The sequence below is a fragment of the Mesobacillus sp. AQ2 genome (assembly GCF_030122805.1).
GTDB lineage: Bacteria > Bacillota > Bacilli > Bacillales > Cytobacillaceae > Mesobacillus > Mesobacillus oceanisediminis_A.
Map to the genome: position 1 here is coordinate 965136 of NZ_CP126080.1, position 17995 is coordinate 983130.

Annotated in this window: 15 protein-coding genes and 1 pseudogene; 8 read left to right on the top strand and 8 right to left on the bottom strand. The window is 46.0% G+C overall.

The window, feature by feature from the left end; all coding sequences use genetic code 11:
- Positions 1–85: 85 nt before the first annotated feature.
- Positions 86–1585 carry a response regulator transcription factor gene (locus tag QNH36_RS04790; RefSeq protein WP_283904857.1) on the bottom strand — a complete coding sequence of 500 codons (1500 nt, stop codon included), beginning with the start codon at positions 1583–1585 and terminating at the stop codon, positions 86–88.
- Positions 1586–1790: 205 nt separating this feature from the next.
- On the opposite strand from QNH36_RS04790, the gene QNH36_RS04795 reads away from it, so the two are divergent.
- The 3 genes from QNH36_RS04795 to QNH36_RS04805 are packed head-to-tail and all read left to right on the top strand — an operon-like array spanning position 1791 to position 4060.
- Positions 1791–2363, top strand: coding sequence for a DUF6230 family protein (locus QNH36_RS04795; protein WP_144475222.1), 573 nt, complete (start codon positions 1791–1793; stop codon positions 2361–2363).
- Between the two features lie 14 nt (positions 2364–2377).
- Positions 2378–2770 carry a DUF6114 domain-containing protein gene (locus tag QNH36_RS04800; RefSeq protein WP_283904858.1) on the top strand — a complete coding sequence of 131 codons (393 nt, stop codon included), beginning with the start codon at positions 2378–2380 and terminating at the stop codon, positions 2768–2770.
- Between the two features lie 12 nt (positions 2771–2782).
- Entirely contained in the window at positions 2783–4060 is a 1278-nt protein-coding gene (locus QNH36_RS04805; protein WP_283904859.1) for a hypothetical protein, read from the top strand.
- 31 nt (positions 4061–4091) lie between these two features.
- Here the strand turns inward: QNH36_RS04805 and QNH36_RS04810 are convergent, their stop codons facing one another.
- The 4 genes from QNH36_RS04810 to QNH36_RS04825 form a co-directional block, all read right to left on the bottom strand.
- Positions 4092–4364: an acylphosphatase gene (locus QNH36_RS04810; RefSeq protein WP_144475219.1), complete on the bottom strand. Its 273-nt coding sequence runs from the start codon at positions 4362–4364 to the stop codon at positions 4092–4094.
- Positions 4365–5426: 1062 nt separating this feature from the next.
- A complete protein-coding gene (locus QNH36_RS04815) occupies positions 5427–6659 on the bottom strand; it encodes an aminopeptidase (protein WP_283904860.1) in 1233 nt (410 codons plus the stop codon).
- Positions 6660–6850: 191 nt separating this feature from the next.
- The gene (locus QNH36_RS04820) at positions 6851–8119 is read right to left on the bottom strand and encodes an MDR family MFS transporter (RefSeq protein ID WP_283904861.1); all 1269 of its coding nucleotides are present in this window, start codon (positions 8117–8119) and stop codon (positions 6851–6853) included.
- Positions 8120–8310: 191 nt separating this feature from the next.
- Complete coding sequence (locus tag QNH36_RS04825) at positions 8311–10404, bottom strand: DNA topoisomerase III (protein WP_283904862.1); 2094 nt, start codon at positions 10402–10404, stop codon at positions 8311–8313.
- An 85-nt stretch (positions 10405–10489) separates the two neighbouring features.
- Between QNH36_RS04825 and QNH36_RS04830 the strand changes: the two are divergent.
- Both QNH36_RS04830 and QNH36_RS04835 read left to right on the top strand, forming a co-directional pair.
- Positions 10490–10921, top strand: a pseudogene (locus tag QNH36_RS04830) (NUDIX hydrolase); the annotation flags it as partial.
- A 54-nt stretch (positions 10922–10975) separates the two neighbouring features.
- Positions 10976–11392: a GNAT family N-acetyltransferase gene (locus QNH36_RS04835; protein ID WP_144475538.1), complete on the top strand. Its 417-nt coding sequence runs from the start codon at positions 10976–10978 to the stop codon at positions 11390–11392.
- A 100-nt stretch (positions 11393–11492) separates the two neighbouring features.
- On the opposite strand, the gene QNH36_RS04840 is transcribed toward QNH36_RS04835, so the two are convergent.
- Both QNH36_RS04840 and QNH36_RS04845 read right to left on the bottom strand, forming a co-directional pair.
- Positions 11493–11810: a YbjQ family protein gene (locus QNH36_RS04840; protein ID WP_144475215.1), complete on the bottom strand. Its 318-nt coding sequence runs from the start codon at positions 11808–11810 to the stop codon at positions 11493–11495.
- Positions 11811–11932: 122 nt separating this feature from the next.
- Positions 11933–12097, bottom strand: a complete 165-nt coding sequence (locus QNH36_RS04845) for a hypothetical protein (RefSeq protein ID WP_186326657.1) — start codon at positions 12095–12097, stop codon at positions 11933–11935.
- 304 nt (positions 12098–12401) lie between these two features.
- Here QNH36_RS04845 and QNH36_RS04850 point away from each other — a divergent pair, with 304 nt between their 5' ends.
- The 3 genes from QNH36_RS04850 to cydB all read left to right on the top strand — a co-directional run bounded on the left by QNH36_RS04850 (position 12402) and on the right by cydB (position 15563).
- The gene (locus QNH36_RS04850; protein WP_251543999.1) at positions 12402–13013 is read left to right on the top strand and encodes a peroxiredoxin; all 612 of its coding nucleotides are present in this window, start codon (positions 12402–12404) and stop codon (positions 13011–13013) included.
- Positions 13014–13192: 179 nt separating this feature from the next.
- Positions 13193–14545: a cytochrome ubiquinol oxidase subunit I gene (locus QNH36_RS04855; RefSeq protein ID WP_144475212.1), complete on the top strand. Its 1353-nt coding sequence runs from the start codon at positions 13193–13195 to the stop codon at positions 14543–14545.
- Positions 14535–15563, top strand: a complete 1029-nt coding sequence (gene cydB / locus QNH36_RS04860; RefSeq protein ID WP_283904863.1) for a cytochrome d ubiquinol oxidase subunit II — start codon at positions 14535–14537, stop codon at positions 15561–15563. Before QNH36_RS04855 ends, cydB begins: the two co-directional genes overlap by 11 nt.
- A 564-nt stretch (positions 15564–16127) precedes the next feature.
- Here the strand turns inward: cydB and QNH36_RS04865 are convergent.
- Entirely contained in the window at positions 16128–17939 is a 1812-nt protein-coding gene (locus QNH36_RS04865) for a solute:sodium symporter family transporter (protein ID WP_283904864.1), read from the bottom strand.
- Positions 17940–17995 lie beyond the last annotated feature (56 nt).

The window sequence follows — 17995 nt, forward strand, 5'->3', positions numbered from 1 at the left end:
AAAACTAATATCTATTATATTTTGCGAGAAGGGGAGGGAAAAAGCAATAGGCCTGTTCCACTAGTGGGAGCAGACCTAACTATTTTTATTGAATCAGTCTCATTTTCAAAGCTTTTACAGCAGCATCGGTCCGATTCTTGGCGTCCAGTTTATGGATAATGGCAGAAATATAGTCACGTACCGTATAGGCGCTGAGGTGAAGTGCGTCGGCTGCTTCATTGATAGAGGCACCTTCCGCGATGAGCTTGAGTACTTCTCGTTCACGTATGGTCAAGACGGCGTGCTGGACGCCAAAGAGCTGGACGGCATCCTCGTAATACTGGTTCAATAATTCGCCGCCATATTGTCCGAACTTGATGAGAGCCGTCAGAGTCTGATTGTTGACGGTGAATGACTTATTTTCTCCGCGGTCAAGAAGCGCGAGGCCAATCAGTTTATTCTCAGCCGGTACGTAAATCGGCAGGACGACAAGGGACTTCAAACTATACTCTCTTACATATTTTCCTGGCAAAATTTCGGCGGCGGCTTCGATGAAAATCGGCTTTGAGTGGCTGAAATGCTTTAAATATTTACGCAAAAGCGGAAATTCGGCGATACTCTCCTTAATATGCTGGACCGAGCCCGTATTAACATTATGTGCGTGGACGCCAACACCGCTGTGCTCGCCTGGTGAGTAGATGAAAAGGGCGCAGCGCGAAAATGGAAGGTAATCAACAAGACCCTGGGTGATCATTTTGACTGCTTCCGAGGCGCTTTGCGAATGAATCAGCCGCTGCTGGAACAGTAGTGTGGCATCCTTCCACTCAAGCTCGCTTTCTAGATGATTGAGTTTCATCTGCTTTAAGTACATTTTTCTCAGAGTTTCTTTTTGCCCATCTGTGATTGTCTCAGCCGGGTCCTTTATACAAATCATCAAGGTTTCAGTCAAGCAGGGAATTGTGATGATCTGAGGTGCTTCCTGGCCTGGAGACAGCAATCTGCTAAGGGCCGTCGACAAATCAGCCAGATGGTCTGCTTGAAGGCTCTCACACATGGTGACAAGCTGTTCGGTTGCCGGCTGAGCTTCAGCGCAGACGACTTTATTAACCTTGTATCGGTTTTTTTCATTACGGATCACCGCGAGCCAATTGCTTCGGACAGTCCGCAGCCCGACGATGGTCTTCAGCCATTTGTCATCCTGGTATTCCAGCCGCTGTGTGCGCAGGACCTTATCGATGATCCTCGTGAAAAAAACCTGAATTGCCTGGTGATCAAGGAATCCAGCATTCTTTCTTTTTAATGTTTTATGAAATAGATTTTCCACTGCGCTGATCAGGAAGATCGCATCAAAATCATCGACAAATTCGTGATGCCGCTTTTGCCATTTCAGGACCAGCAACTGGATGAAATCATTTGTAGAAACAAAGGTAGTTTTCGAAAGACTGTTGAAGCCATAAACAATCATCCGCTCAAACTCTGATACAAGGTCGTTTTGCCAGGCCCTTAAATCCTTCTTTAAAAAGGACCATTCCTTAAGAAAAGGTTTCTCGTACTCTTTTAAGAGAAATAACCCTCTTATGGCTAAATCCTCAATTTTATGTTCCATCAGGCAACCCCACTCTCAGATTCTGGTAAAATATCATTCGTTTAAAAATTCAGATTTTTGTCCGTCATCTTCTTATACCCCGACATTTAACGGGGTTAACTTGTTGTTAACGATTTTTTTCGGAGTTGTTCGCCTCATTTTTCGGGGGTATAGTATGGGGAGAATTAATTTTGAATTTTAAAAATATTTAACGGAGGTGGCTTCCTTGAATGGAGCTGTCGTAATGGAAAGCAAGACGAATAAAAAGGTGTTTTGGGGTGCGCTCGCATCAGGATTGCTAGCGCTTGGAATCCTGCTGGTGTCCTTCGGGGTATCCGGAGTAGCGTATGCTGTACCGATTGCCGGAGTAGGGGATTTTTATGTTGAATTCGATAAGCTTGAGGGAAAAGGCTATAAATTTTACCCAAAACTCGGCGAGACGAGCAGCTCAGACGCTGCACCGCAAGGAACCAATATCATCGATACCCTGACAATCGACAATCTGAAGTTATATAAGGATTTTCAGGTAGGCGGGGAGTGGATCCGCGTAAAAATCCAGGCTTCAAAGCCAGTACAGATTTCAGGTCTCCAGCATGATGCCGGGCTGATTGAAGCAAATGCCAAGTTCCAGAACCTCGCGCTTAAGGAAAACAACAGTACGGACTGGACAAAGCAATTCGAGCAGACTTCAAGCACGATCACTCTTGAGAATGCAAAATTGAAAACGCATTATTTATTCCAGGAAACTATTAATATGGCGGGCATGAAATTGACCGTAGAAAAAATCGATAAGAAATAATCGAGGTGATAGATATGGTTTTTAAAAAATGGAGGCATACAAGGCCTTTTTTCGGATCGATATTGACCGTACTAAGCGGGCTGATGATTCTATGGGTGCCGTTGAACCTTTATATGAGCACATTCCTCCCAGGGTCGGTCGCAGTCATCGGCTTGCTGTTTGGCGGATTGATCACGCTGATGGGATTGTTGTCATTCTTTTTGCCAGGTGCCTCTAAAGCATTAGGCATCATCGTCATTTTTTTATCCATTCTATCAGTCATTGGCGCTTTGGGAGGCTTTCTGTTCGGAACAATATTCGGCATTATTGGCGGTGCATTGCTTACTGCATGGCGAATCGTACCAGCAGAAGAGTCATCAAAATCGCCACGCTCGGACGTTACAGAGCAGCCAGCCAAAACGGGGTAAAGGGGAGAAAAAATGAAGATTGTCAAACATCGATTGTTTTTAATCGGAATGTGCATTCAACTGGCTGCATTATCCTTTCTCCCATTTATTGAAAAAGCGAATGCAGCGGGAAGTGACAGCGACGGGTTCATCATCCAGGCTGACAGAGTCGTCGGAGAGAATATGAAGGCAACGATCGTGGCTGGCGAGACGTCCGGCTCGAAGGCAAAGCCGATGCTGCGGATCACCTACGATTCCGCACAGATTTATGGCATGAGACTGACTAAACAATTCGCGACTCCAGGAGGAACTGTAAGCATCACAATGAAAGCGAGCGGACCTGTCCATATTAAAGGGATGCAGGTCGATGCCAGTGCGATTTCTTTCCAGGGAGCATGCTTGCACGCATCTAAAATCATACCTAATGCTGCGCTCGAAGGAGTGACGATGGTCGCCCATTCCATGAAAGCCGCCAACAGCAGCCTCGACCAGCTGCAGCTTCAGACAGTCAGCGGCAATGGCGGAGTCCAGAAACCAGGCACCTTGCAAATTTTACAGGAACTTGGATCGATGCCATTCGAACAGATGAAGAAGGAGATTGGAAAAATCACCAGCGGCCAGCTTCCGCTTACATGCGAGGGAGAGGAGGAAAGTGAGGATGCGGTCGGATCCATCACAAATCCAGCCGATGAGCTTCTTGACGACGTGACCGACCCAGTCGATGACGCGATTGGGAAAGTGACCGATCCTCTCGATGATACGATTGAAAAGGTGACCGACCCACTGGATGACACAATTGGAAAGGTGACCGACCCACTCAAGGAGGCGACCGATCCGCTGAAAGATACTGTTGAGAAGGTAACCACACCGGTCAAAGATACAGTAGACAAGGTAGTGTCACCTGTGGATAAGACGGTGGGCAAAGTAACAGAGCCCGTGAAAGAGGTTGTCAAAGAAACGACTGACACCGTCAAAAAAGTGACTGATCCCGTGACAGAACCAGTGAAAGGGACAGTTGACGCCACCGCAAAATCTGCCTGTGAAAAGCTTAAAGCTGCGAATGGTGAAATTACCAAAGAACTGGGCCTGGAATTGATCGACGAAGCCCTGGCGGAAAACAAGATGCTGGATGAACTTTGTCCAACAGATAAGACCCTGACAGATCAGCTTGAAAGCTTGACGGAAGGCCTGCTCGATTCATTGGGCCTGCTTAACCTGCTGGGATTGAAACCGAGCGAGGAAGAACAGCTGAAGAAGATGAGAGAAGCCATTCTAAAGGAACCAGATGGATCAATCATCGATTTTGACTAACAGAAAAGGCAGAGGATCATTCCTCTGCCTGTTAATATTTTATTGCGAAAGATTTATAGGTTTCGGTATTTTCAATCTCGTTCACCTCTATGTGGTCAACAGTGGAAAAAGGATTGCCCCTTCGCACCTCATCAATGAACTTCTCGAGATCAACTTTAGCACCTGAAGCAAGAATCTCAACGCCGCCTTCCCGAAGATTCCTTACCCAGCCTGTAATTCCAAACTGAATAGCTTTCATTTGTGTATAGTACCGATACCCAACACCCTGAACCTCTCCTGACACAATAATCTGTAATTGAATCAAGACGTCGCCCCCAGATAAACAATTAGGTTAACAATATATCTAATATTATATGTAAAGTTTCCTTGATAACTTCATTATAGCACAGTGATATAGGGTGCATAAGGGAAAAGGAAGTTTTAATTTTAGCAGGATCTTTTGTAAAACTATATTAAGCTTGTGATTTTGACAGGTTTGATGGGAGGAGGGGGAAAGGTGTCAAGAAAAGGGCGTGATATAGACAGGTTTGATGAGAGGAGGATTAAAGCTGTCAAGAAAAGGGCGTGATTTAGACAGGTTTGATGAGAGGAGGGTTAAAGCTGTCAAGAAAAGAGCGTGATTTAGACAGGTTTGATGAGAGGAGGATTAAAGCTGTCAAGAAAAGCCCATGATTTTGCCAGGTTTGATGAGAAAAGAGGAAAAGCTGTCAAGAAAAGCATGTAATTTTGACAGGTTTGATGGGAAGAGGGTTAAAGCTGTCAAGAAAAGCCCATGATTTTGCCAGGTTTGATGAGAAAAGAGGAAAAGCTGTCAAGAAAAGCATGTAATTTTGACAGGTTTGATGGGAAGAGGGTTAAAGCTGTCAAGAAAAGCCCATGATTTTGACAGGTTTGATGGGAAAAGAGGAAAAGCTGTCAAGAAAAGCATGTAATTTTGACAGGTTTGATGGGAAGAGGGTTAAAGCTGTCAAGAAAAGCCCATGATTTTGCCAAGTTTGATGAGAAAAGAGGAAAAGCTGTCAAGAAAAGCATGTAATTTTGACAGGTTTGACTGAGTAGAGGAAAAGCTGTCAAGAAAAGCATGTAATTTTGACAGGTTTGATGCGAAGAGGATTAAAGCTATCAAGAAAAGAGCGTGATTTAGACAGGTTTGATGGGAAGAGGGTTAAAGCTGTCAAGAAAAGCCCATGATTTTGCCAGGTTTGGTGAGGAAAGAAGGATAGCTGTCCGAAACAGAGTCAAGTTCGGACAGGTTGGAGGGCAAGAGCAGGAAAGCTGTCCGAAGCAGAGCCGAAGTCCGGAAAGTCCTCACAAAAAACAGCCGAACAAAAATGTCCGGCTGTTACCTTGAATATTAATCACAATCTTACAGTGCCCAGTCACCATTGCGGAATACTGGTTCAGCTGTACCATCGGCTGTGATGCCGTCGATATCCATTTTATCAGAACCGATCATGAAATCGACGTGGGTGATGCTTTCGTTCAGGCCGTTTTCAGCCAGTTCTTCGGAAGACATCGTCTTGCCGCCTTCTACACAGAAAGCATAAGCGCTTCCTATTGCGAAGTGGTTGGATGCGTTCTCGTCAAATAATGTGTTGAAGAACAGTACATTTGATTGAGAGATTGGCGAGTTGAATGGTACAAGGGCAACTTCACCAAGATAGTGTGAACCTTCGTCTGTCGCGACTAGCTGCTTGAGGATTTCTTCGCCTTCTTCTGCCTCGACGCCGACGATTTTTCCGTTTTCAAAAGTAAGCTTGAAGTTGTCAATGATGTTTCCGCCGTAGCTAAGTGGCTTTGTGCTAGAAACATAACCGTTCACGCCTGTTTTTGATGGAACAGAGAAGACTTCTTCAGTCGGCATGTTGGCCATGAATTCGTGACCTTGCTCGTTCACACTGCCGGCGCCAACCCAGATATGTTTTTCTGGAAGCTCGACTGTCAGGTCTGTGCCAGGTGCTTTGTAGTGAAGCTTCTTGTAACGCTTGCTGTTCAGGTAGTCAACTTTTTCATGAAGGGAAGAGTCGTGCTGTTTCCATGCAGCCACCGGATCCGGAGTATCTACGCGGACTGCCTTGAAAATTGCTTCCCAAAGCTTTTGGACAGCAGTTTCAGGAGTATCCTCAGGGAACACCATTTTTGCCCATCCTTCAGAAGGAGCAGCAACAACTGTCCAGCTGACTTTATCAGATTGTATGTATTTGCGGTATTTTGAAAGTGCTGTTCCAGCAGCTTTCTGGAAGTTTGCGATGCGCTCGGACTTAACACCTTTCAACAGGTCAGGACTTGAAGACACGATTGACATGAATGCTGCACCATTTTCAGCCAGGTCTTCCATTTCACGTGCGCGCCATTCAGGATATTCGTTGAATGCTTCATCAGGCGCAAGATCGTATTTTGTCCTGTTTACAACATCATCATTCCAGTTCACGACAACGTTTTTAGCACCTGCATCATATGCCTTTTTAACAACAAGACGGACAAACTCAGCAGAGTCAATCGTCGTATTGATTACAAGCGTCTGGTCTTTCTGGATGTTCACGCCAACCTTGACAGCAAGGTCCGCATATTTTTCTAAGTTCGTTTGGAAATCACTCATATATTTCGCCCCTTTTCTGAATCTTCTTTTATATTGTACCGATTTCACCAAAAAAAAGAAACTTAAGATATTCGACTTTTGAAGACAATGGGAGAGCTTGTTAGCAACTACAAATATGCTTGTAATCTCCGTCATGAAAAACCCATGCAGGCCAAGTTCCCTGCATGGGTTGTTTCAGAAGATTAGACTTCCTAAACATCGGCTGCCTTCCTGTTCTCATACATTCGGAACATCACCCAGAACAGCACCGCGCTTAAAACAGCGAGGATGCTCAGGATGGTGAAGGTCCAGCCATAACCGATCCACACGGTGAGCGGGATGCTGATTGGTGCAATCGTCCGGCCGATGGTATAGCGCAACGAAGCTGCTGCGAAATATTGGCCGCGCATTTTTTCGGGTGCCAGATTCGAAATGAAGGTTTGCTGCAAACCGGCCGTCATCAGCTCAGCCAGTGTGAAGACCGCCATTGCTAAAATCAACCCCCAGATCCAGTGTGTCGCGCCGAACATCAGGATGGAGACGGCATAAACAAATGAAGATAACACAAATACATTCCGTTCAGGGAAGCGCGTCACCCACTTTGTCACAGCGACGGTGAAGAGAGCGACAAGCAATCCGTTCTCGGAAAGAATCAAGCCAAAGGCCTGCTCGCCATTCACGGTGAACACCTTGCTGCCAAATTCTAAAACGGTTTGATTATTCACCATTTCTTTTGTATAAACAGGGAATAACAAATCGAGCTGCATGAAAGTCTGTGCTGCTAAAATCCCGGCGATGATGAACATGAGGAAAACTTTGTCCTGAATTATGACCTTGTAGTCAGCAATTTGTTCTTTGAGGAAATCATACCATTTCCCATTTTCCGCACGTGCCTGCTTCGCGGAAGCAGGCACCGTTTCACGCGTCCATTTTGCCAGGACAAGCGCAAGCAGGATCGAGATAATCGCCACGGCAATCATCAATTCAAATCGGTATTTCACGTAAAAAATTGCCCCCAATATCGGGCCGACAACGACGGCAATATTGATTTGTGTATAAAAAATCGCGAACACACTGCTGCGGTCTTTTTCAGGGACGACGTCGGCGACCATCGCCTGGCTCGCCGGCCAGTAGATGGAGCCGAATACGCCAACAAGCGCGAAACAGATAAAACCAAGCATTGGTGAGGTGTACCACGGTGAGACCGCGTAGGCAAAAATAAGGAACGCGATGCCCTGTCCGAATGCTGATATCACCATCATCCTCTTGCGGCCGAATCTGTCTGCGGTATAGCCCCCAAGCAAATTGGCGAACACCGAGAACAACTGGGAAAAAATCAGCAGGAATCCAGCCTTGTCCTTCCCAAAGCTTTCGGCAAAATAAATCGTTAAAAACGGGAAAAACATCCAAAATGTAATATTCATCAACGCTTCGCCAAACAGGCGAATCTTCAGGTTCCGGTCCCAATCTCTTATTCTCATGATGCTGCTCCTTAGTTTCCTTTTAAAATATAAGCTTTTCTTAGCGCCTGGCCCTCGAGGAGCTTGCGCTTTTCGATTTTAATGACAACTAACGAATATCATACTACTCCCAAGGAATTTTTTACAAGTCACATCCTTCGCTTCCATAAAAACAGCACCGCCAGATGATGGTCTGGGGTGCTGCTCTAAGACTATTCCTTATCCTCAAGTGCTGCTTTCAGCAGATCTCCAAGGCTTGTGCCGAAGTTTTCCTGGGATGGAGCGTATTTTTCCTTCAGCTTGCGTTCCTCGCGCTTCGTTACGCCTTTTTTCTTATCCTCAGCTTTTTCGACGACATTGCAGCGTCGGCATTGGAAGTAGGCGCCTGCCTTGCCGTTATGGATTTCCATCCGCTTGTGGCATTGCGGGCAGCGGCGCTGGGACAGCTTAGGGTCCTTATGCTTGCGGAAGTTGCATTCAGGGCTTGAGCAGACAAGGATGCGTCCTTCTTTTGTCTTGCGTTCCTTCATGAATTCTCCGCATTCAGGGCATTTTGAGCCAGTCAGGTTATGGGCACGATAGGTTTTGTCGCTTTTCTTGATCTCGGAAACAAGGAGGGAGGTTTGTTCACGTATCCGTTTTTTGAATGCCTTTGGATCGCCTTTGCCGCGGGCAATCTCCTCCAGTTCTTTCTCCCATTTCGCGGTGAGTTCAGGGGAGGTCAGTTCCTCGTTGACAAGATCAAGAAGCTGTTTCCCTTTCCGCGTTGAGAAGAGGCGGCCGTTCTGGCGCTCGACTACCTCTGATGAAATCAGGCGTTCGATGATTTCTGCCCTTGTTGCCGGCGTACCGAGGCCGAATTTCTCCATCTTTGAAAGAATATCTGATTCAGACAAACGCAAAGGCGGCTCAGTCTTCTTTTTGTTCACAGTCACCTGGCCGACATTGTAGCTTTTACCTTTTTCCAGATGGCCAAGGGATTGAGTAGCGGCGTCATCCTCATCTTTTCCAAGTACCTTTTTAAAGCCGATCTCAAGGATGTTCGTTTCGCGGGCAGATAATGTTTCTCCCTCGACCTCGAAGCTGGCATGGACAACCTCGTATTGGTAAGCTGGATAAAATAAAGCCAGGAACCGGCGGACAATCAAGTCGTACAGCTTCCGCTCATCAGGTGACAAATCTGCCAGATGAAGCCGTTCCTCTGTCGGGATGATGGCATGGTGGTCGGTAACTTTTCCATTATTGAAGACCCGGCGTGCCTCGACTTTGCCTTTTTGAGCGACTGCCGGTTTCGCTTCATCCCGGTAACCTGACATGATTCCCTGAAGGCGGTCGAGCATCGTGGCTTCCATATCGGTCGTCAAATAGCGCGAGTCTGTCCGCGGATAGGTGACGAGCTTGTGCTGCTCATACAAACCCTGAAGCACATTGGATGTTTTCTTTGCCGAGAAGCCGAAGCGTTTATTGGCGTCACGCTGTAATTCTGTCAGGTCATATGGCAGCGGCTGCGGTTCGGATTTCTGTTTGCGATCGAGTGACTTCAACGCTGCATTCTTATTGGATAGCTTCTTTTGAATTTGGTTTGCTTTTTCCTGTGAAAAAATACGCTTTTCGCCTTTATGGTCCCACTCAGCATTTAGAGATCCAACCTTTGCCTGGATGGTCCAGTAATCCTTCGGAACGAATTTATTGATTTCATCCTCGCGTTCAAGGACCATTGCGAGTGTTGGAGTCTGGACCCGCCCTGCAGATAATGGATCCTTATATTTGGTTGTTAAAGCCCTGGAGACATTCAAGCCGATTAGCCAGTCAGCCTCGGCACGGCAGACAGCCGACTCGTACAGATCTTCATACTGCTTGCCAGGCTTCAGGTTTTTAAAACCTTCCTTTATGGCGCGGTCTGTCTGGGACGAGATCCACAAACGCTTGATCGGCTTGCGCCAGTTGATGCGCTGAAGGATCCATCTTGCGACAAGCTCACCTTCACGCCCGGCATCGGTCGCGATGATGAATTCACCTACATCCTTGCGCTCAGCAAGATGTTCAATCGCCTTGAATTGGTGGCTCGTCTGCTTGATGACCTTCAGCCCCATTTTTTCAGGGATGATTGGGAGTTCTTCAAGCTTCCAGACTTTATACTTCGGATCATAGTTCTCCGGCATCTTCAATTCGATCAAGTGTCCAAGTGCCCAGGTGACGATGTATTGATTTCCTTCAAAATAACTTTTATGCGTTTTATTGCAGCCAAGCACACGCGCCAGTTCGCGGGCAACACTTGGTTTTTCTGCAAGGACTAATGATTTCATGATTGCTCCTTTCAAAACAAAACAGTTTTGCTTATGCTTTACTTAGTATAATAGAAAAAAGCGATTTTTTGTAATGGAGGGAACCATGAGCGATTATATTAAAGAAATCCGTACCTTGATCGGCAGCCGTCCATTCATCCTGGCTGGTTCTGCGGTACTTGTTTTTAATAGGGAGTTTGAAGTATTACTGCAGCTTCGCGCTGATACTGGCAGGTGGGGGATTCCAGGGGGTGCGATGGAACCTGGCGAGAGTTTTGAAGTGACAGCCCGCAGAGAACTATATGAGGAAACGGGATTGCGCCTGAATACATTGAAGTTTTTGGATGTTATCGCTGGTAAGGAATATTACTTTCAATATCCGAATGGCGATGAAATTTATAATGCGATTGCCTTGTATGCCTGTACTGATTGGGGCGGAGAGCTGCAGATGCTCGATGGCGAAAGCAAGGAGCTGCGCTTTTTTGCATTGGACAATCTGCCTTCACTCCAGGGGAGGCCGGAATTGATAATAAACAAAATCAAGGACTATGGAATCCTGCCAATCATTAGGGAAATAGAACTAAATGACGTCATGGCAGCTGCTGAAGTTCTTGATCTTCAGAAAAAGTCGTACAGGATTGAAGCGGATCTGATTGGCACGGACGAGATCCCTCCGTTAAAAGAAACATTCGAACAACTGCAGAATTGCGGTGAAACATTTATGGGTTATTATATTGAAGGTGTGCTGGCAGGGGCGGTTTCCTTTAAGAAGGAAGGGAAGGTACTGGATATTCATCGGATGATGGTCCACCCAGACTCTTTCCGCAGGGGAATTGCCGGGAAGCTGCTGGCCGAGATTGAGCGCCAGGACTGCCAAGAAATCCTTGTCTCCACCGGGGCCGCCAATACGCCTGCCATCAAGCTTTATGAAAAACTTGGCTTTGTGCACCAACATGACTCAGTAGTCGGAAACGGACTGGTAATCGCTAATTTTAAAAAAGAATCATAAAAAGGACCAGGCAGTGTGCCTGGTCCTTTATCTGAAGTGATGCACATAAACCTTATACCTTATTTTAAACAATGGTTCTTGAAAACGAAGCCCAACAACCTTATTCCTTAATCCTGACGGCTGTCCCTGTTGCGATGCACATCATCATGCCTTCACGCAAGGTCTCAAAATCAAGGTCTACACCGATAACGGCATTTGCTCCCAGGCGGCGTGCTTTGTCCTCCATTTCGCGAAGCGCGATTTCACGGCCTTCCGCCAGTTTGTTCTCATATGCAGAACTCCTGCCGCCAATCACATCGGTGACACTTGCCAAAAAGTCGCGCACGACATTCGCGCCCATTATCGCTTCTCCAGAAACAACCCCCATGTATTGTTCAACTTCCTTGCCTTGCAGTGTCGATGTAGTGCTTACGATCATGTTTATTCCTCCCCGAATTTTATGTGCTGACTGTGAAAAGATTGTGTATGGATAACTATACGATGTTCGGTGGAAAAAGTTTCACAAAAAGAACCCGGCTATTGGCCAGGTTCAGGAATAACTTATACTTCATCTTCCTCAATCCGATTTTTGAAAGCTTCCTGGACAACCAGGAATTCCTCGTCTTCCTGTGCTTCGGTTTCAGGACGTTTTGCTTTCAGTGCATCTGCAGGCAAGTCTCCTGGATGGCCTTTTTTCTTATGGTTGAATTCTTTTCCTCTGCCCATTCGTGAACCCTCCTTTCTTGTCTCATGTAGTTTTTCCTGAGGGAACCTGAAATATAGAGGCTGTTTTCGTAAAGATTTATGTTAAAATCCTAAAGCCGATTTTAACGTGCTATAAAGCCATTTTGCAGTTCGTTTTTAAGTGTGCAAGCTCTTTTCTCATAACGAGCTTTAATTTTGTGTAGAAAACTAGCTCATTCAATCCCAATATGAAGTCAATAGCAATAAAGTTTGAGAAAAGAGCCTTATAAAAAATGAACGGCATATGATTGTATAGATACAAATTTTATGAAAGGAGGGCGCTGGAATGGATGAAAAAGTGTATGCCAAAGATTTAGTGGAATGCCCGACTGTTTTTTGTGCAAACCGTGACGACCAGGCACCATTATTTACGGCAGATGCCTTGATCAATGGTGATATCAAGAAAATCAATCTGGAGGATTATCGTGGGAATTGGGTCATTTTATTTTTCTATCCGAGCGATTTCACTTTTGTCTGACCGACAGAGCTGGCGGCGGTCGCCGCTATTTATCCATATATAAAGTCGATTGGTGCAGAACTGATGTCCATCAGCACGGACAGTGTTTACAGCCATCGCGTCTTTAAAGAAACTTCACCATTACTGAAAAATGTGACGTTCCCGATGGTCAGTGACAGGACACAGGTCATCAGCCGTGCCTACAGGGTGCTGGATGAAACGACAGGTGCCTGCTTCAGGACTTCAGTTTTTATCGATCCCGAAGGCATTATCAGAGCCAAGTTGACTTATCCAAGAAACGTGGGGAGGAATCTCCCGGAACATCTGAGAATTCTCCAGGCACTGGAATATGCGAAGCAAACAGGGAAAGGCGTACCGGCGAACTGGGTGCCCGGGCAGCCTGGAGTCAGTACAAATCCCTCGAATATCGGAAATATTTAATGAGTGCAGGTCCTTAATACAGGGCCTGTTTTTTATGTCTGTGACGCGCATCACAAAATATAGGAAAGATGTCACAAAATATCTACAAAAATCTTCGATATCACTCACAAAGTTTTTTTAAAATAGAATTACGACTATGTTAATCTTTTCACAAACTAATGAATTTTGGAGGAATCAAAATGGATGAGGTCCTGATATTAAGCCGGATTCAGTTTGCTGTCACCGTGTTTTATCATTTCTTGTTTGTACCGCTGACGCTTGGACTGGTCATTCTTGTAGCCATCATGGAGACCAAGTATGCTCGCACCCTTGACCAGACGTATAAACGGATGGCGGATTACTGGGGAAAGCTGTTTGCGATCAACTTTGTTCTTGGAGTCATCACCGGCATTACAATGGAGTTCCAATTTGGGACGAACTGGTCCGAGTATTCGAAGTATATGGGGGACATTTTCGGTTCGCCGCTCGCGATTGAAGCACTGGCCGCTTTTTTTCTTGAATCGACCTTCATGGGCATCTGGCTGTTCGGCAAGGACAAGTTTTCGCCAAAAATGCGGGCTATCTCAATCTGGATGGTTGCGCTCGGCACGAATATCTCTGCACTATGGATCATCACTGCCAATGGGTTCATGCAAAATCCTGTAGGCTATGTCCTGAAAAATGGCCGTGTAGAGCTGAACAGCTTTACGGAGCTCGTTACCAATCCTTATGCATGGTATATGTTCGTACATACAGTCGTCAGTGCCTATATCGTTGGCGCGTTTTTCATGATGGCCATCAGTGCCTATCATTTACTGAGGAAAAATGAAACAGGGTTCTATAAAAAGTCTTTCAAATACGGGCTGGCAATGGCACTGTTCTCTGCCACGCTGACTCCATTCATCGGCCACCAATCCGGGGTATTCGCGGCAAAGATGCAGCCGGCTAAAGGAGCGGCGATGGAAGCAGTCTGGGAAACCCAGAAGGACATGCCTTTCCATCTTATACAGATTCCTGACCAGGAAAATGAGCGGAATGCGTTTGAAGCAATCAGCATTCCTAAACTTGGCAGCTTTTTTTACACGAATTCCTTCGATGGCGAGGTAACGGGCCTGAATGATATAGCGAAGGATGAACGGCCGAATGTTGAATTGGTATTTTACGCCTTCAGGGTGATGGTCGCGCTCGGCGTCTTTTTCCTGGCTGTATCATGGTATGGATTGTATTTGCACCGGAAAAATAAGCTCGAGAGCTCCCCTCGATATTTGAAACTCGTCCTTTACTCCGTGCTCCTTCCATACCTTGCAATTAACGCTGGGTGGATGGTGGCAGAGGCGGGACGGCAGCCGTGGGTGGTTTATGGATTGATGAAGACAACAGAGGGTGTGTCTCCGATTGCTGTATCACAAGTGGTCTTCTCACTGGCAGCGCTCGTCATTTTTTACACGGTTCTCCTGATTGCAGATGTCTATTTGATCATAAAGTATGCGAAAAAAGGGCCGGAATCAGAGGCCCAATATGGTCTTGAAGGAGGCGTGAAGCATGTCTCATGATACACTCGCGATTATTTGGTTTGGTCTTTGGGGCTTGATCTGGACCGTTTATTTCATCCTTGATGGATACACGCTCGGAACAGGGATGCTATTGCCCTTCACAGCTAAAAACCGCCAGGAAAGAAACCAGCTACAGGAAGCAGTCGGACCGTTCTGGGGCGGGAACGAGGTCTGGCTGATTACAGCCGGAGGTGCGACCTTCGCCGCATTCCCATCCGTCTATGCCGACATGTTCAGCTTTTTATACACACCGTTATTTCTCGTCTTGATTGCCCTGTTCATAAGGGCCGTCGGGCTCGAATTCATGCATAAGGATGACAACCCAATCTGGCAGGCAGCCTGCAAATGGAGCTTTTTTGCCGGAAGCTTCCTGATCGCCTTCTTGTTTGGAGTCACTTTCGCCAATTTGTATCGCGGCCTGATGATCGGGGCAAATGGCTACGAAGGGAATTTGTTCAGCCTTCTCAATGGATATGGGATTTTGGGAGGATTCCTGTTTGTTTCGCTGTTCCTTTTATCCGGGTCATTATGGATCCAGTTAAAAACATCAGGACAAACGGCAGTGCGGGCTTACAGGATTTCGCGTGTGTTGGCAGGAGTGGCGCCAGCAATGCTGTCACTATTCTTCCTGGCAACAGTGAACCGGACTCCATTGCTGGATAACTACTCGGAGCATCCAGTTCTCTGGATTGTACCAATTCTCGCCTTGGCCGCGATGCTTTCATCGGCTTACTTTATCTTTAAAAAGAAAATCGGCTATGCGTTCACTTCAGTCTGCTTAACCATATTCACAAAAATGGCGTTCGGATTCATCGGGATGTTCCCGAACATGCTGCCATCAAGAATAGACAGCACCTACAGTGTCAGTCTATTTGACGCCGCCGGAAGCAAGCTCAACCTGACGATCATGTTCATTGTCGCAATCATCTTCGTGCCAATCATCCTTGCCTACCAATCATGGAGTTACACATTGTTCAAAGACAAAATCTTAAAAGAGAATGCGAAAGGATACCAATAAGAAAGGGCGTCTGGGTTGCCAGACGCCTTCTTTTTGAAGGAGCGATTTAAGCAGGGATTCTTTGGGCATTCGGGTTAAAGAGTTTTCTGGACAGTTCAAACAAAGTTCCGTTCCAAAATGACTAAGAAAAGCAGTTTCCTGGACATTTCAGACCAAGTTCCGTTCCGAAATGTCTAATAAAAGCAGTTTCCTGGACATTTCAAGCTAAGTTTGGCTTCAAAATGTCTAATAAAAGCAGTTTCCTGGACATTTCAGACCAAGTTCCGTTCCGAAATGTCTAAGAAAAGCAGTTTCCTGGACAGTTCAAACAAAGTTCCGTTCCAAAATGACTAAGAAAAGCAGTTTCCTGGACATTTCAGACCAAGTTCCGTTCCGAAATGTCTAATAAAAGCAGTTTCTTAGGCATTTCAAACAAAGCTCCGTTCCAAAATGTCTAATAAAAGGGGGTTCATGAACATTTCAGAGAAAGACTCACCTCAAAATATCCAATGAAATATACATGAACAGAGCGTTCAATACAGCAAAAATAAGACCTATTAGAATTCACTCTAATAGGTCACATTTCTATGTTAAGTCCGTAACCGTACTTTTTAAATTTGCATTGGTGCTGATATTTCTTTCAATAACCGTATTTTCTTTTTTCAGGTATCTGGCGTAGGATCTGTTCCATTTTTTTATGGCAGCATAGGATAGAATCGCTGTGACTATGACGATACCAGCGATGACTGGCCAAAATGCTGTGGATACATAACCGCCGTCGTAGGCTAATCCGATCGGTGAGAACACAATATAGGTGATGGCAACGAATGCAAGCAGGATTATGGATACTGGCAATGTGTATTTCCATGGAACCATGTCAACAGCTGCTTCTGATCGGAAGGTATATGGTGTCGCTCTTGGCTTCCAGATTCCAATTCCGACCATGATGGCGACTTCAGCCACGAACAGGATTGCGTATATATGGATGAAGTGGATTGGCACTGCATAATCGAAAAGATGCTGGGTTCCCCAGACAAGCATATAGTATGTGATGACATGGAAGATGATCACAGCTTTTGCTGCCAGTGCTGGTATTCGTTTTGAGAAGATGCCGACAAGCAGGATGGCGATGATCGGGATATTGAAAAAGCCTGTGAATCTCCTGATCAGATCCCATAAGCCCTCAGGCGCGTTCATCAACAATGGTGCAATACATAATGAAATGACTGCCAGAAGCGTGCCGGAAATTTTGCTTACGGAAATCAATTTTGCATCATCTGCTTCTCGATTAAAGCGCGCTTTATAGATATCGAGTGCGAACATTGTGGCAGCACTGTTTAGTAATGAGTTGAACGAGCTCAGGACTGCTCCGAGGAGGACGGCCAGGAAAAAGCCTGACATCCACTTCGGAAGGACATCGGAAATCAATGCCGGATAGGCGAGATCCACCGATTTCAAGCCGCCTCCATACATATGGAAAGCGATAACACCGGGAATCATCATTGTAAGTGGCACAAGCAGCTTATAAAACCCGGAGATTAATACACCTTTCTGTCCCTCAGCAAGGTTCTTTGCGCCAAGGGTTCTCTGGATGACATACTGGTTTGAAGCCCAGTAGAATAGATTGGCAAAAATCATACCGGTAAAAATGGTCCCAAAAGGCACGGAATCCTGCTTTGTCCCGATGGAGTTCATTTTTTCAGTGTCGGTCGTGGCGATTTGCTTCATGCCATCGCCGATACTGCCGTCTCCCAATGCGATCAGACCAAGGATCGGAACAAGCAGTCCGATGATGATCAAGCCGACGCCATTTAAAGTATCGGAAATTGCAACTGCTTTCAGTCCGCCGAAAATTGCATAGATGGCACCGATGATGCCAATGATCCAGATGACAATCCAAACCGATGCTTCATAAGAAATGCCAAATAGTTCAGGAACGTTGAAAAGCTGCAGCACAGCCAGGGCACCAGAATACAGCATGGAAGGTGCAGTCACGAGTATGTATCCGAGCATGAACAGGAGGACAGTGTATTGCCTTACGCCTTCATCAAACCGCTTGCTCAAAAACTCGGGAAGGGTAGTGAAGTTGCCCCTGAGGTATTTCGGCAGAAGGTAGGTAGCCATGAGAATGATCGCGAAGGCAGCTGTAACCTCCCAGGCCATGTTTGACATATTGGTGCGGTAAGCCTGGCCATTCAAGCCGACCAGTTGTTCAGCTGACAGGTTGGTAAGCAGCAGGGAACCGGCAATGAAACCGCCTGTCAGGCCGCGTCCAGCGAGGAAATAACCGGCTGAATCACTGACCTCCCCTTTCGTTTTTATATAAGAATACCAGGCTACCAGACCCATGAAAAAGGCAGCCGAAACCAGAGTGAATCCAATTCCCCCAACATTCATTCAATAACACCCCTTGATGTGTAATTTTTTACTATTTAATAGCCTGCTTGCTGTCT